At 30.7% G+C, this 15,811-nt stretch carries 18 protein-coding genes; 5 read left to right on the top strand and 13 right to left on the bottom strand.

The genetic code is table 11. The features are described 5' to 3' along the window. From SVN78_03735 to SVN78_03780, 10 genes are all read right to left on the bottom strand, one after another. A partial coding sequence (locus SVN78_03735; GenBank protein MDY6820719.1) for a flavodoxin family protein occupies nt 1-567 on the bottom strand: 567 nt, incomplete at its 3' end. A 306-nt stretch (nt 568-873) separates the two neighbouring features. Beyond that, entirely contained in the window at nt 874-1,452 is a 579-nt protein-coding gene (gene yihA / locus SVN78_03740) for a ribosome biogenesis GTP-binding protein YihA/YsxC (GenBank protein ID MDY6820720.1), read from the bottom strand. A gap of 8 nt (nt 1,453-1,460) precedes the next feature. Beyond that, nucleotides 1,461-2,318 (bottom strand): DHHA1 domain-containing protein, encoded by an 858-nt coding sequence (locus tag SVN78_03745; GenBank protein MDY6820721.1) that lies wholly within the window; start codon nt 2,316-2,318, stop codon nt 1,461-1,463. After that, the gene (locus tag SVN78_03750; GenBank protein ID MDY6820722.1) at nt 2,318-2,737 is read right to left on the bottom strand and encodes a secondary thiamine-phosphate synthase enzyme YjbQ; all 420 of its coding nucleotides are present in this window, start codon (nt 2,735-2,737) and stop codon (nt 2,318-2,320) included. The genes SVN78_03745 and SVN78_03750 overlap by 1 nt, the downstream gene beginning before the upstream one ends. Before the next feature lie 46 nt (nt 2,738-2,783). After that, nucleotides 2,784-4,472, bottom strand: a complete 1,689-nt coding sequence (locus SVN78_03755) for a cation:proton antiporter (GenBank protein ID MDY6820723.1) — start codon at nt 4,470-4,472, stop codon at nt 2,784-2,786. 60 nt (nt 4,473-4,532) lie between these two features. After that, nucleotides 4,533-4,946 carry a thioesterase family protein gene (locus tag SVN78_03760; GenBank protein MDY6820724.1) on the bottom strand — a complete coding sequence of 138 codons (414 nt, stop codon included), beginning with the start codon at nt 4,944-4,946 and terminating at the stop codon, nt 4,533-4,535. Nucleotides 4,947-5,009: 63 nt separating this feature from the next. Further along, nucleotides 5,010-5,906 (bottom strand): TRC40/GET3/ArsA family transport-energizing ATPase, encoded by an 897-nt coding sequence (locus tag SVN78_03765; GenBank protein MDY6820725.1) that lies wholly within the window; start codon nt 5,904-5,906, stop codon nt 5,010-5,012. Further along, on the bottom strand, nt 5,893-6,150 hold the full coding sequence (locus SVN78_03770) for a hypothetical protein (protein ID MDY6820726.1): 258 nt from the start codon (nt 6,148-6,150) through the stop codon (nt 5,893-5,895). Before SVN78_03770 ends, SVN78_03765 begins: the two co-directional genes overlap by 14 nt. A 26-nt stretch (nt 6,151-6,176) precedes the next feature. Then, nucleotides 6,177-7,871: a carbon starvation protein A gene (locus tag SVN78_03775; protein MDY6820727.1), complete on the bottom strand. Its 1,695-nt coding sequence runs from the start codon at nt 7,869-7,871 to the stop codon at nt 6,177-6,179. Nucleotides 7,872-7,959: 88 nt separating this feature from the next. Then, nucleotides 7,960-9,144: an alanine--glyoxylate aminotransferase family protein gene (locus tag SVN78_03780; protein ID MDY6820728.1), complete on the bottom strand. Its 1,185-nt coding sequence runs from the start codon at nt 9,142-9,144 to the stop codon at nt 7,960-7,962. A gap of 128 nt (nt 9,145-9,272) precedes the next feature. Here SVN78_03780 and SVN78_03785 point away from each other — a divergent pair, with 128 nt between their 5' ends. The 4 genes from SVN78_03785 (at nt 9,273) to rbsK (ending at nt 12,362) form a co-directional block, all read left to right on the top strand. After that, nucleotides 9,273-10,184: a TerC/Alx family metal homeostasis membrane protein gene (locus tag SVN78_03785; protein MDY6820729.1), complete on the top strand. Its 912-nt coding sequence runs from the start codon at nt 9,273-9,275 to the stop codon at nt 10,182-10,184. Nucleotides 10,185-10,250: 66 nt separating this feature from the next. Then, a complete protein-coding gene (locus SVN78_03790; GenBank protein ID MDY6820730.1) occupies nt 10,251-11,066 on the top strand; it encodes a ZIP family metal transporter in 816 nt (271 codons plus the stop codon). A gap of 3 nt (nt 11,067-11,069) precedes the next feature. Then, nucleotides 11,070-11,414: a tRNA-binding protein gene (locus SVN78_03795; protein ID MDY6820731.1), complete on the top strand. Its 345-nt coding sequence runs from the start codon at nt 11,070-11,072 to the stop codon at nt 11,412-11,414. Nucleotides 11,415-11,423: 9 nt separating this feature from the next. Continuing rightward, a complete protein-coding gene (rbsK, locus tag SVN78_03800) occupies nt 11,424-12,362 on the top strand; it encodes a ribokinase (GenBank protein MDY6820732.1) in 939 nt (312 codons plus the stop codon). A gap of 42 nt (nt 12,363-12,404) precedes the next feature. Here rbsK and SVN78_03805 read toward each other — a convergent pair whose 3' ends face one another. Beyond that, a complete protein-coding gene (locus tag SVN78_03805) occupies nt 12,405-13,064 on the bottom strand; it encodes an endonuclease V (GenBank protein ID MDY6820733.1) in 660 nt (219 codons plus the stop codon). A gap of 47 nt (nt 13,065-13,111) precedes the next feature. Next, complete coding sequence (locus tag SVN78_03810) at nt 13,112-13,729, bottom strand: MBL fold metallo-hydrolase (protein MDY6820734.1); 618 nt, start codon at nt 13,727-13,729, stop codon at nt 13,112-13,114. A 258-nt stretch (nt 13,730-13,987) separates the two neighbouring features. Between SVN78_03810 and SVN78_03815 the strand changes: the two genes are divergently transcribed. Beyond that, nucleotides 13,988-14,545: an MBL fold metallo-hydrolase gene (locus SVN78_03815; protein ID MDY6820735.1), complete on the top strand. Its 558-nt coding sequence runs from the start codon at nt 13,988-13,990 to the stop codon at nt 14,543-14,545. Between the two features lie 66 nt (nt 14,546-14,611). Here the strand turns inward: SVN78_03815 and SVN78_03820 are convergent, their stop codons facing one another. Then, entirely contained in the window at nt 14,612-15,517 is a 906-nt protein-coding gene (locus SVN78_03820; GenBank protein ID MDY6820736.1) for a RimK family alpha-L-glutamate ligase, read from the bottom strand. Nucleotides 15,518-15,811: the final 294 nt, after the last annotated feature.

The following is a 15,811-nucleotide window of genomic DNA, read 5'->3' on the forward strand; positions in this document are numbered from 1 at the left end:
TATTCTTTTTAATAACCAAGCAATTCTCTTTCCCAAATCTATCATATTGTCTATTCCTTCTTTATCATTCTCAACCTCTCCTTTTAGCAAGCCATTGCCAAAATTCCAATAAGTTGAGCCAGGTATGATCATTTTTGACATTAAAAACATCCTATAAATTGACTCAACAACATTAACCCCACCACCTCTCCTCTGAGCTGCAATAGCTGCACCGACCTTATTTTCAAATAACCCACCATTATTATAAGCAACAAAACCAGCCCTATCTATCAACGCTTTTACTTGGGCAGTCATATTTGCAAAGTATACTGGTGAGCCAATTATTATTGCATCAGCTTCTAACATTTTCTTCATACAATCATTGAATATATCATTTGTTACACTACAAAGACCATTTTTATTTTTAATACAACCAAAACATGCAATACACCCTTGTATATATTTATTACCAATATGTAATAATTCCGTATCAAATTCCTCCTCTTTTAAAGGTTCTAATACTTTGTTTAATAAAAATTCAGTATTACCCTTTTTTCTGGGACTTCCATTAAATGCTACAATTTTCATCTTTCCCTCCTACGTATTTATTAATTTTTTGAATGCCATGTTAAAAATTAGATTTAGCTAAATATCTTATAATCCATACACAATGTTTAAACAATTTAATAAAATATGAATCAAATCCTATTTTTAAATAGAAAATGGTATAGCTAGTAATAAAAATTATATTGTTAATAAACTGTCAAAAACATATCTTATTGATAGATAGTTATTTTTTTAATTTTTCACAAGGTTGTTGATTAATTCTTAAAAACTATCAGGTTTATTTCTTACAATTTAGATATAGTGGGTTTAAGTTAAAGTGAATAAATATTAATCTCTTTGTAAGGCTTTATTTATAGTATTCCAAATCTCTACCATAGATTTTGGATCTTTATGTGAAAAGTGCTTAATCTTATTTGGTGATAAATTAATAATTGCAGATGTTTGATCTATTTGTTTATTAACATAGTTCTTATTAACTTTATCTGTTTTAGTTAAAATTGGAATAATATCCTTGTTAAATTGTTCTAGATAATAGAATAATTCTAAATCCTTATCTTTAACACCTATCCTAACATCAATGAGTAATAAAAATAATTCTAAATTATCATTTTTATTAAAAAAGGTTTCAACAAGATTTTTCCACGTAAGCACAGTACTTTTACTTCTATGAGCAAAGCCATAACCAGGCAAGTCAACAAAAATGATCATATCTTTATAATTATAAAAATTAATAGATATTGTTTTGCCAGGCTTGTTAGAGGTTCTTGCTAGCTGTTTTCTCCCAATTAACTTGTTAATAAGTGTTGATTTTCCAACATTACTTCTGCCAGTAAGTACAATATTTGGTAGATTTGTTTTAGGTAATTGCTCTACTTTATAAGCAGAGCATATAAGATATGTAGACATTTTTTATATTATTTTGATTTGGTTAATCCAATAGAATCTAATATTTCCAGTATCTTATCAGTAAAGCTTATTCTAAAACCAGCGGCGTTTTTGTGACCACCTCCACCAAAATTTGTTGCAATAGCACTTACATCAAAGTTCCCACGTGATCTAAGTGAGACTTTGTTGTGCTTTGGATTTATCATTAATACATAGTCTACATCAAGTTTATTTAGTAGATAATCGCCAGTCTCAGAATTATATTTGTCCGTGATTGACAAAGAAAATGTATTGCCATATACATCTTTTAAGATCCTAGAATTGTGTAAGACATCCTCTATAGTATCATTTAAGTTGTTCTTCTCAATATCTATTATCAATTCTTCACAACTATCAAAATTTATTGAGGGGTTGTCGATAAATCTTGATACAAATTTATTAAGTCCTAAAAAAGTGAATAATATATTTAATTCTTTACTTTTTTGATGCTTGTTTAGCCATAAATCAAAATCATTTATTAATTCAACAAGGGGATAATATATATTTAAGTTTTTATTTATTTTGCAAGCCCATTCATAAGCTAATAGGGTTGCACATTTGTTAGTGTCAAATATTGCATAGTCTTTTCCTTTTAAATGCATATTTGTCTTATGATGGTCAATAATAAAAAAATCTGCCTTACTAATTAAAATCTCTAACGTTTTTAAGTCAGGGGTGACATCAGAGATATAAATTTTTTTATATTTACCTATACTCTCTAAAATAACATCATTAACATCTGTATAGTCTAGATATTTTGTTTCAATATCACTAATTGTTTTTTGAAGAATAATACCACAGCCTGCACCGTCTAAGTCATTATGGGTTATATGTAAATTTTGTTTCATTATTCCCCAATTATTTTTATAAGAACCCTTTTGCGCCTCTGTCCATCAAATTCGCCGTAAAATATCTGTTCCCAAGGTCCAAAATCTAAAGAACCATCAGTAATAGCAACAACAACCTCTCTACCCATGACCTGTCTTTTTAGATGAGCATCCCCATTATCTTCACCAGTTCTATTGTGTTCATATCTATCTATTGGTTCATGGGGTGCAAGTTTTTCAAGCCATTTATAATAGTCATTGTGGAGGCCTCTTTCATCATCATTGATAAATACTGAGGCTGTTATATGCATTGCATTAACAAGGCACAAGCCTTCTTTTACTCCACTTTCCTTAATAGCTTTTGAAACCTCACTAGTAATATTAATAAATTCAACCCTATTTTTTGTGTTAAAGACTAATTCTCTCTTATAACTTTTCATAATAGAGAATTATAGTTTATATAATTGATTTATCAAGATTATTATTTTATATATTTTCGCTTTTTATAAATGCAATAAACTCTGTATAACTTTTTGGTAATTTACTCTTTGTAATATCTAGTTTTTTAAATGTTTTTGCAACGTCAGCAATAATTTTTAATTGTAGTAAATCATGATTAGGACCAGATAAAATTAAAAAAACTATATGTGATAGATTATAGTCAGGAGCTTGGAAATCAATTCCTCTTGGACAAACTGCAACAGCAATCAATGGTTTTTGGAGACCTTCTATTCGTGCATGTGGTATAGCTATGCCCGCACTTAATCCTGTAGGCATAATATTTTCTCTTTTTATTACCTCTTTTTTTATAATCTCTTTATCAAGATTATTATTAATACTTAGTTTATCACTTAATATTGCTAATAACTCAAATTTATCAGTATATTCTGGATTGTATATAAATGATTTTGGATCTATGTAATCGTAGAATCTTAAAGGCATTTTTATGGAAAGTATCTTTTTGATTATTGGTCCGCTAATTAATGAGGTTGCAATTGCATCACCAATTAGTGCAACGCATACTACACTATTAATAATATCTAAATCTGCTGCAATGATTGCTATAATAATCTCCATAGCACCTCTTGTGTTCATTGCGAAACCAAGTGCCCATGATTCTTTATTGTTAAGTCTTGCTAATTTTGCCCCAATAAAAGATGCTGAAACTTTAAGAATTGTCCCAACAAGAAAAAAAATTAGAAATAGTTTTATATTAAAGTTTGTTATAAAATTAATATGGAGTCCAATAGAACCAAAAAATATTGGAGAAAAAAAGGAGTTAACAAAGTGTTCAATTGTATACCTTGCTTTTTCTTTAAAGTGATATGTATCACCCAAAGCAAGGCCTGCTATAAAAGCTCCAAATAGGGCGTGAATTCCTAAATACTCAGTAAAGGATGCTGAAAAAAAAGTTACACACAGGCAAAAGGTTATAATACTATCTGGCCATGAGAAATGTGCTTGTATATAAGGGAATATAGCATGGATAAATTTTCTAAAATAAATTAACATAAATAATGTAAATACTATTGTTATTATGATTGTTGTAGTGAAAGAAAAATGTACATGATTGCTAGTGCCGGTTAGGCTTATTACAAAAGCAAATAATAACCATCCTACAATATCATTTATGATTGCTACAGGTATAACTGTAGCTCCTAGATCACTTCTGTAGTAGTTTATATCCATCAATATTTTTGCAATTACTGGCAAGGCGGATATTGAAAGAGCTGTAGCAATAAAAAGCGCATAAGTATTTGTATCTAAATAATCAGGTTTGCCAAAGATATTTGGGGTGTAATAAACAATAGCAAATATTACAATAAAGGGTAAGAAAATACTTACCGCTGAAATTTTATAGCTAAAAGGGCCTTGTTTCTTAATAGCATCAAGATCTGATTCAATTCCAGCAAAGAGCAGGAACATTACAATTGATAGGTTTGAGAAAACATCTAGTATTAATCTTCTATTACCCTCTAATGGAAAGAGTATCTCATTTGCACTAGGGAATATATATCCAAGTACTGTTGGTCCTAATATAATACCTGCTAATATCTCACCGAAAACTGAAACAATCCCGCATTTCTTTGCAATTTCAGCAAATAACTTTGCAAAGAATAGCAATATAGCTATGCATAAAAGAAATAATATTATATCATTTGGGGTTAATATCATATGTATTTATATAAATTTTTCATAAGATATCAAATATTATTTATAAATAGTTTAAATATTCTATTTTTCTAGATAATTATAAAGAACTTCTAAGAGACTTTTTGGTATCTTAGTAGGTTTTTTCTCTAAATTATCATAAACAGCCAACTCAGTTTCAGCTATACTATATATATTTTTGTTATCATCTACTATATTATATTTAAAAGTAAATATTATATTTTTAACCTTTTTAACCCACATTTCTACAAATATATTATCATACAAACCAATTGATTTTACATACTTTATATCAAGTTTTCTAAGAAGGATTAATATGCCATTATTATATAAAGTAGTAAAGAAATCGTCCAGATGTTCTCTAAAAAAAGATATTCTAGCTATCTCAAGATAACTAACATAATTTGCATGATTTACGTGAAAATAACCATCTAAATCTACAAACCTAACCTGTACAGGGCATCTGTATTTTTTCATAATATAAGTATTTAAAATAAAATAGATACAAGGTCAATATTATAAAAATATTTAAATAATTTATTAAATCTCAACTATATCTTTTATGTATTTATTATCTAGATTTATAGAGTTATAACTTTCAAAATTAGGTATAAAGTGGAGATAATAGTTTTTATATAAACTTTCTAATTCTATATCTTTAGTATTTGCTTTATTAATTATCACTTTATTAATATTAACATTTAATTCTCTCAATGTATTTATAATATATAATCCTTCTTTTTTTGATATGCTGTCATTGTTTATTATTAATATTAAGTTCGTTTTCAAATCATTTATTATGTTTTCTAATAATGTATAAATATTTTCTTCTTCTTTTAAGATATTTAGTATTTTATCATTGTCTGTTAATTTTTTTTCACTTTTTATTCTCTTAATATTTGCCAATTGTTCCTTTTTGTTGAGAAGTTTTGTTCTAATTTTTTCAAGTTCTCTTATCCAATTTTGTGTATTTTTTATAAGCGCTATGATTTGTATGAATAAACCTGTTGGTGGCGTATCAATAATAAGATACTCAAAATTATCCTTTATTTTTATATATGTCTCATAGATTGCATTAAGACAGATATATTCTGTTATTCCAGGCGTATATTTTAGTGTGTTAAATATATTCTCAAGATTAAAGATTGTTAAGTATTTATACTGAGATTTAATTGAGTCTATAGTTTTGTTTGTTATTTCTTCTTTCTTTTTATCTAGATGTAATTCCTCAACTGTTAAATATTCATTTATAGTCTTAATTGAGGATTTTGAGTTAATGCGATAGAAATCAAATACATTATTAGCTGGGTCAATTGATAATAAATAGGTGTGTTTTTTACTTTTTGATAGATAATTTGCTGTATTGCATGATATAGTTGTTTTGCCGACACCCCCTTTCCCAAGAAAAAATAAAACCTTTAAACTATCCGATATCAAAACTACCTATCCATTTCATAAGTTGATCATCTAACTCCATAGAATGTTCAAGCATAGTTAAAATTTCTTCTTCAATATAGGGTATAATTTTTAAAGAAAGGCTTGTAGGAAATATTGGTAAACCTATAAAATTTGACATAATAAGTAGCGCAAATATATTTTTATAAGCATTTAATTCTTCTTCTATTAAGTTGCTCGGTGCCTCTAAGATACCTCTTAAGATATTTAAAAAGGGATGAATCATTTAGCTAGTTAACACCCATTGAAAGATTATTCAATCATACTGTTAGGTTTGTAAAAATCATAAATTAGCATGAAATTTAGAAGTAACATTAGTATTGTTATAACACCTAACAAAACTGCCTGAAAAGGTGCGGTATTGAAAAAGCCTGCTACAGGAACTATTAAATACCATATTAATGCTGAAGTCACAGTAACCCATAGTAAAAGTGCTGGTATTAGCACAAAGTAGGCTTTTTTTCTTTGCACCCTAATAACCCATGCCGATGTTGTTATAAGTGCAATTGATGCCAACATTTGATTTGCACCACCAAAGGCAGGCCAAATCATCGACCAAGCGCCACTCCAAGCAAGTGTAATGCCAATTAGAGCAGGTATAGTTGATGCAACCCACCTATTTGTTATAAATGTATAAAAATCTTTGTTACTTTTCTTTAGAGGTTCGCTAAGCTCATTAATTGCATATCTAGCAAGTCTATTTGATGTATCAAGGGTTGTCAAAGCAAAGGATGCAACCCATAGTGAAGCTATGATGGTTATTATTTTGCTAGGCAGACCAAATAGATAATTTGCAGCATTGCCATATGCAGATGCGAATACACCAATTGGCCCTCCATAATTATTCAACGTTGAAACATAATTATTAGCAAACATTGTTTTATCCGATAAATCAAGCCCTTTAAAAATACCAAAAGCTGAAACAGTAGCAATAACAATGGTTGAGAGAAAACCTTCTACTAGCATTGATCCATAACCTATAAACTGTGCATCATTTTCGCTAGAGATCTGTTTTGATGTTGTGCCTGAGGCAACTAAGGAGTGAAATCCTGATAGTGAACCACATGCAATAATAAGTGGTATAACAGGCCAAAAGGGCGTTGAATAACCTCTTATTATATGTGCGCTAAATAATGTAACTGTTGGTGTTGAAAGGTGTTTAAATGAAAAAACCATAATTATAGCGCCAAATAAAAGACAAACAACCAAAAGCCAAGAGTTTAGATAGTCTCTTGGTTGTAACAAAACATTAACAGGTAGTGATGAGGCAATTATTATATATATTAATAATATAGCCATCCACATCTGATAATTTAGTTTTATTGGTATGAAATACCCAACAACTATAGAGATAATATACAATATTAGTGCTATAGTTGTAGCAATTTTGAAATTTACATTTCTTCTATAAATGAGGTAGCCCAATAAGAGTGCAACAATAATTGTTAATAAATATACAGTTGGAACTGAGGGCTCATCAACGTGCAATTTACCAACAACTGCCGAGAAAGCTGCTATCACTAATATTAAAACAAGAAGAACAAACCATCCACATAATTTTCCTGCTCTTTCTTTTATTATTTTACCTGCTACCCACTGTATAGAGTGACCATTGTGCCTTATTGAACTGATTAGGGAAAGATAATCGTGGACAGCTCCAATTAAGATATTTCCAAACCAAACCCATAGAATAGCCGGTAACCATCCCCATGCAAGGGCTATAACAGGCCCTACGATAGGTGCAGCACCAGCAATTGAGGCAAAGTGATGACCAAAGAGGATGTATCTATTTGCTGGAACATAATCCACGCCGTCGAATAATCTTTTTGATGGAGCTTCTTCAATACTTTTCCCTACTACCTTTTTATTAATATATCTACCATAGGTAAAGTATGTAATAAAATATATTAATAAGCCTATTATAACAATAATTGTTGTAGATGCCATTATATTTAAACTAGCCTTTATTCTATTACAATTATATAGTGCTAAGGATAATTGTCAAAACAAATTTTACGGGTTAAGCTCTTTAAAATTAATTTAAATTAGTTATTATATGTTTATATGCACTATTTACTGCTAACCCTATGTCACATTTATATCCTAAATCATTCAATATTAACCCTAGCGCATTAATAAATAAAATTAAATTATTTTTATTACAAGTATAGCCCATAAGTCCAATTCGCCATATCTTACCAGCATATTCACCAAGTCCAGGGCCTATTTCAATGTTAAAATCATTCAAAAGCTTCATTCTAACAGTTTTGTCATCAACATTGTTAGGCAGGTAAACAGAAGTAAGTTCAGGTAGTCTATATTTTTCTTCTTCTACAAATAATTTTAAACCCATCGATTCTAAAGCCTTATGAAGAGCTTGGCCTAATGTAAGATGCCTATTAAATACATTTTCTAAGCCTTCATCTAATATATTGCTAAGGGCTCTGTGTAGTGCATAGATTGAGGATATTGGTGCTGTATGATGATATACTCTCTCTTTGCCACCCCAATAGTTTGCAATCATATTTATATCTAAATACCAACTTTGCACCTTTTTCCTTCTATTTCTTATAACATTTAAAGCCTTTTCATTAAATGTTACCGGTGAAAGCCCAGGAGGTGCCGAGAGGCATTTTTGTGTGCCTGCATAGGCAGCATCTATTTGTAATTTATCTATCTCTACTGGTATGCCACCAAGAGCGGTAACGTGATCTGTAACAAATAGTGCACCGGCTTCATGTACTATTTTTGATATTTCCTCAAGTGGCTGCCATACGCCTGTAGAGGTTTCAGCATGTACTATTCCCACCATTTTAAATTTAGCCTTCTCTAGAGCTTTTTTAACATCCTCTGGCTCTATAATATGCCCCCACCTTGATTCAACAGTATATACATTTGCGCCACATCTTTCAGCTACATCGGCCATACGCTTGCCAAATATACCATTTATACATATTAAAACATTGTCCTTTTCTTCTATAAGATTTGCACATACTGTCTCCATTCCAGCACTACCTGTTGCTGAAACTGGAAAGGTCAGCTTATTATCAGTTTGAAAAATTTTTCGAAGCATAATTGTTACTTCATCCATAATCCTTATAAAATCAGGATCTAGGTGACCTATCATAGGTTTGCCACTTGCTTCTAATACACTAGGGCTAACATTTGATGGGCCAGGTCCCATTAATATTCTCTCTGGTACCTTAAGATTATATGACATAAAAACCTCCTTCTCCACTATTATAAAGTATACATTAATTTATGTAAAAATTAATGTTAATATATTTATTTTTATAGGTTAAGTATATATTATAAAAATTTAGTTAGTTTAATAATGAGGTGATGTAAATGAATACTATGTATTGGTTTTTTTTGATACTTTTACTCATATTTTTATTGCTTTTAGATTTATTTGTTTTTCAAAGAAAATCTCACACAATAAATCTCAGAGAGGCATTGTTTTACAGTATTTTTTGGATATCCCTAGGGCTACTCTTTGGTATTGTAGTTTATAATATTTATGGCATAAATTCTGCACTTGAATATTATGGGGCTTATTTAGTTGAGCTCTCATTAAGCGTTGATAATCTATTTATTTTTATTGTTATTTTTGCTTTTTTTAGAGTTCCCCAAGAATATAGACATAAGGTATTATACCTAGGTATAATTGGTGCATTTGTTTTACGGATTACCTTTATACTTATTGGTATAAGGTTGGTTAGAGAGTTTGAATGGCTATTATATATCTTTGGGGCTATACTTATCTACAGTTCTATAAAATTATTATCTAGTAAGGATAGGAAATTATCCATAGCTGATAACCCAGTAATAAAATTTGTTAATAAATTTATTCCTGTTATAAAAGAGTATAGAGATGGAAAATTTTTAGTAAAAGAGAATAAAAAAATTTATATTACCCCACTATTTTTGACTCTTATAGCAGTTGAGACTTCTGATTTAATGTTTGCCCTTGATTCAATTCCTGCTGTATTTGGAATAACCCTAGATCCTTTTATTGCCTTTAGCTCAAATGCATTTGCAGTATTAGGTTTGAGAGCACTCTATTTTGCTATAGCCAATTTGATTGAGTTAATTAGGTTTCTCAATTATGGATTATCTTGCGTTCTTTTATTTATTGGTTTAAAAATGATTTTTAGTCATTTTGTAACAATTCCTATTTATATTACATTATTAGTTATTGCATTAATTATCTCTGCAACTGTTATTGTATCTATTTTGTTCCCTAAGAAAAGTGACTAAAGCTTTTATTATTTTAATACTATTAAGTTGTAAAAAATATAATTCTTTGATAGATTATTTAATATTATGGATACCCATTATATTTATAATATCTCACCAGTAATGCAGGCCCTTTTTGCTGGATTATTCACCTGGTTTTTAACTGCAGTTGGTGCCTCCCTTGTATTCTTTTTTAAAGAAATTAAGAGAGAGGTTTTAGATGGTATGTTAGGTTTTGCGGCAGGTGTTATGATTGCTGCAAGCTTTTGGTCTTTACTTGCCCCAGCAATTGAAATGTCTGAAAACCTAGATATTCCTACTTGGTTACCTGTTTCAGTCGGTTTTTTATTAGGTGGTGTATTTTTATTAATTGCTGATAGATTAATCCCTCATTTACATATTGGATATGAAAGAAGCGAGAGTGAGGGGATTCCAACAAATTTGAGAAGAAGTGTGTTATTAGTATTGGCAATAACATTACACAATATCCCAGAAGGTTTGGCTGTTGGCGTAGCCTTTGGTGGAGCAGCTTCTAATATATCTGGCTTTACTTTGGCTAGTGCAATAGTTTTGGCTATTGGTATAGGTATACAGAATATGCCCGAAGGGGCAGCTGTCTCTGTCCCACTTCGAAGGGAAAATATATCGATCTCAAAGTGTTTTTTTTATGGACAGGCTAGTGGTATTGTTGAGCCTATTGCAGCTGTACTAGGGGCAGCTGCTGTTATATATATTCAACCTATCTTGCCATATGCCCTTGCATTTGCTGCAGGGGCAATGATCTATGTTGTTGTTGAAGAATTGATTCCCGAGTCTCAGCTAGATAAGAAAACTGATATCTCTACAATTTTTGCAATGCTTGGTTTTACAATAATGATGGTTTTAGATGTTGCTTTGGGGTAGTGTATGGATAAGAAAGATTTTGTTAGCTATGATTTGTTTGAAGATATTGATATAAGAGTTGGTAAAATTATAGAAGTATCAGCGTTCCCAGAAGCTAAAAAACCTGCTTATAAATTAAGGATAGATTTTGGGGAGCTTGGAGTAAAAAGTTCTAGTGCACAAATTACAAAATTATATAAGAAAGAAGATTTATTAAACAAGCAAATAGTTGCTGTTGTTAATTTTAAGCCTAAAAAAATAGCAGGGTTTTATTCAGAATGCCTTGTTTTGGGTGTTTGTGAAAGAGAGAATGAGGTTGTCTTGCTCACTGTTGATAGACCAGTTAAAAATGGTTTAAAAGTATTTTAGGAGGGGTAAATGTGTTATAATCAAAATAATATTGTAGTTGTAGGCTCATCAAATATTGATTTAGTGATAAGAGCTGAAAGACTTCCTAAACTAGGGGAAACATTAATTGGTGAGAGTTTTAAAATAGGTTTTGGTGGCAAAGGAGCAAATCAAGCTGTTATGGCGTCAAAGTTAAAAGCTGGTGTATCAATGGTTACAAAATTGGGCAGTGATATATTTGGCAAAGAAACGCTTAATAATTTTAAGAATTTTAATATTAATACTAATTATGTTTATTTTGCAGATGAATCAACTGGCGTTGCCCCTATATTTGTTGATGATAAAGGGAATAATTTTATTGTAATAGTCCCTGGAGCTAATTGGCTACTAAAACCTAATGATGTAAAGATAGCTAGAGATCTAATTGCAACATCAAATATTTTGATTTGTCAACTAGAGGTTCCACTAGAGACAACTTTGGAAGCCCTAAAAATTGCAAAAAGTGCAGGGATTCTTACTTTATTTAATCCTGCGCCTGCTAGGCAATTGCCTAGTGAGATTTATAGGTATGTTGATATAATTGCCCCAAATGAAGTAGAGGCAGAACTACTTACTGGAGTTGACATTAACAGCGTTGAAGACGCAAAAAAGGCAGCCTTTAAGCTTTTTGAAAAGGGAGTAAAAAATGTTTTAATAACCCTTGGTGATAAAGGTGCTTTATCTCTAGAAAATGGTAATCTTAATATTATACCAGCAATTAATGTGAAACCTGTCGATACAACCGGCGCAGGCGATGCCTTTATTGGGGCATTTGCATATAGGTATGTTATTACAAAGAGTTTAGAAGACTCAGTAAAATTTGCAAATGTTGCAGCTGGATTGTCAGTTAGAAAAATGGGCACCCAGGTTAGCTTTCCAACCCTAGATGAAGTTACAAGTTATTACAGAAAATTATTTGGCGATCTTTAAGGTATTATACTTTTCAATATTTATTTTATTTATAAAATAATCTTATATAGTTTCTTTTAAATTATTTAGTTTCTCTTTCTTAAATCTATCAGCATATTGGTGCGCATATCTAATTGGTTCAGGTAGTCTATATTTTGTGATAACCCTTTTAATAATATTAACTGAGCTCTCTATATCTGTTTTGTGTCCTGGTGAGACAAATATTGGTTTTACCCTTTCTCTAGACCTAACAATTGCACCTATTGGGGTATCTATACTATTATAAAGATATGTATAAGAGAATTTTTTATTTGGTGGATTAATATAGTCCCCAACAAGCTTTTTTTTGGCACACCCTATTGTAGCAATATTTAATATAACACCAATATGCGAGGCAATACCCAATCCTCTAGGATGAGCAATCCCTTGACCATCAACTAAATAAATATCTGCTTTTATATTTAAATTTTTGTAAGCCTGATAGATTGCAGGAAATTCTCTAAAGGAAAGCAATCCTGGAATATAGGCAAGTTTTATTTTTGAAATCCCACAAGCTACATCAACTAGATTAAAACTAGAATCTAATATTACAATTGCGGCAAATGCAAAGTTTTTGCTAAATGCAACATCAATCCCCCCAAAGTAATCAATATTGCTTTTGAAAGGCTCTAGTATAACCTTACTCGCAATTCTCCTTTGCAGGTTTATTAAATAACCATACATTAATTATTAATTGTTAATTATTAATTAATATTAAAAAGTAGAGGGTGCTATAATATATGCACCTCTACTATACCTTCTAATTGTTCTTTGAAATATTGAGCATCATTTTGAGAGCCCACTATTGTGCCATAGTGCATAGGAATGGCTATCTTTGGTTTTATAGCCTTAGTAGCTTTTACAGCTTCTTCTGCTGTCATTACATATGTTCCACTAACAGGGATCAAAGCAATATCGATGTTTTTTTCTTTAAAGCTATCCATCTCTGGGATATAGTCTGTATCACCAGCAAAATAGTAAGTTTTATCACCCACAGTAAATATAAAACCAACCCAATTATTTGATTTGGGGTGAAAATCTTTGCCTATATTATAAGCTGGAACTACTTCAATATTTACATCCTTAACATTTATTTTATCGCCAGGTTTTACACTCTTTATATCGCCCTCTAGTTTTTCTGTGCAGTCAGGTGTAGTAACTATTGTTGTATTTGGCCCCTGTATCTTTTTTACATCATCAGGGGAGCAGTGATCAAAGTGACTATGACTAATTAGTATAAGATCTGCTTCTTTTTCTTTGCTAATTTTATAGGGATCAGTATAGATTGTCAGATTATTTTCTGTTATTTGGAAAACGTCATGACCTAACCATTTAATATTTTCTACCATAAAACACCTCCATTTTATTTTATAATTTATATCTATATTCTATTATATTACTGTGTTTAAATTTTTAAAGATTAATTTAACTTAAACAAATTTTATAATAATTATACTGCAATATAACAATTAAATATTAAAAGTGGGGTAGGGTAATTATAATTGATTTATCTTGACATACTTTAATATGGCTTTATTATATTTACTAGGTTAAAAATGCTTCTTAAACAGTTAAAACTAAAAAATACAGACAATTTTTGTTATATAGTGGCTTGTCAAGATACTAAAAAGTGTGCTGTTATTGATCCAGGAGCAGACAAAAAAAGCATAATGGAATATATTAAAAAAAATAATCTAATTATAGAATATATTTTGGCAACCCACTTTCACCAGGATCACACAGCTTTTGCTGAGTCTGTTAGGCAGGAAACAGGTGCAAGATTGGCTATGCATGAAGATGACATCCCTTATTATGGCAAGGACGTTGATATTATATTACACGATGGTGATACTATAGAAATTGGTAATACTGTTAAGCTCAAGGTGATTCATGCACCCGGGCATACCCCAGGTGGCGTCTGTTTTTATGGAGATGGAAAGCTCTTTACAGGGGATACCCTATTTGTTGGTGATAGCGGGCGCACCGATCTACCATACAGTAATAGGCAAATGCTTGGCGCATCTATCAGAAAATTAATGAAACTACCAGAAGATACCATAGTGTTACCAGGGCATGATTATGGAGAAACCCCAACCTCCACTCTAGCCTATGAAAAAAGGCACAACGTCAACGCCAAAGAATATGGTTTCTACGTCCCAGATTAAACCCATATTAAACATTGATATTTTCACTATTTTTTGATTATTATTTTTTTTCTATATTTTGAATAACTAATACATGCCTATACGAACTTTTATATAGTTAAATATTTCACGCGGAACATTAACGTCAACACAACTTTCCATCCCTTTAAACCCTGGCGAAGAATTGCATTCGCAAATCTTAAAATGACCCTCATCAAAAAGCAGATCAACCCCTGCAATATCTAAATTCATTATATTTGATACAGTTGTCGATAGCCATTCAATCTCAGGGTTTGGCTCATATCTCTCTACTATTCCACCAGCAGAAAAGTTTGCTTTAAAACCACCTCTACTATTTATCCTTTTCATGCACCCAATTACCCTACCTCCAACAGTAATAACCCTTAAATCAATGCCTCTACTGCTTTTAATAAATTCTTGAATAATAATATTTGCGTTTGGGCTTGTTGCCTCTAGCAGATGCATCAAATCTGTAAAGGAATTTTTATCCTCTGAAAGATAAACACCATTGCCTTGAGAACCCGATATTGTTTTTACAATAACAGGCAAATTTATATATTCACAGGCTAGCTCAATGTCAACAGGAAACCTTAAAAGCATACTCTTTGGGATTGGCAGATTATTCTTTGCTAGAATCTGTTGTGTATAGAGCTTGTCTCTCACAATTTCAATTGCCTGAGAGGAATTAACAGAATATACACCCAAGGTTTCAAGTTGCCTTATTACCGCTAGAGCAAAATAAGTTGTACTAGCACCCATACGAGGAATAACAAAATCAGGCAATGGCCAGTTCTTTCCATTTACCTTAATACTTCCTTCATGGTCTTTGGCTACAATTATATCCACCTGTTCAGGTTTTATAATTTCAAGCTCAATATCAGCTTTCTTTGCTTCCTCAATAAATCTATGGATTTCGTAGTTACTATCTTTTAGTTCTTCTTTTGATCTTTTATATAGAATCCAACCTTTCATAATATCTCTCAAATTTTTATTTAAATATATAAGAAAGGGTAAAATAATCTATAAAAATAAAAATGCTAAAAATAATTTTACAATTATTAAGGATATTGTAATTTTATATAATTTATATTATTTAAATATTTTAATCACTCTATCATCTAGTATAATATAAGGTTTATTATTTGAAATACTCAAATAAATATTAGCTTCTTTCTCCCCACACAACTCAGGATATTCTGAGCGTAGATATTTAAAATCAAAACACTCAAGACCTTTTTGTATAATCTCTAATTTACATTCTAAATC

Source organism: Deferribacterota bacterium, from assembly GCA_034189185.1.
Classification (GTDB): domain Bacteria; phylum Chrysiogenota; class Deferribacteres; order Deferribacterales; family UBA228; genus UBA228.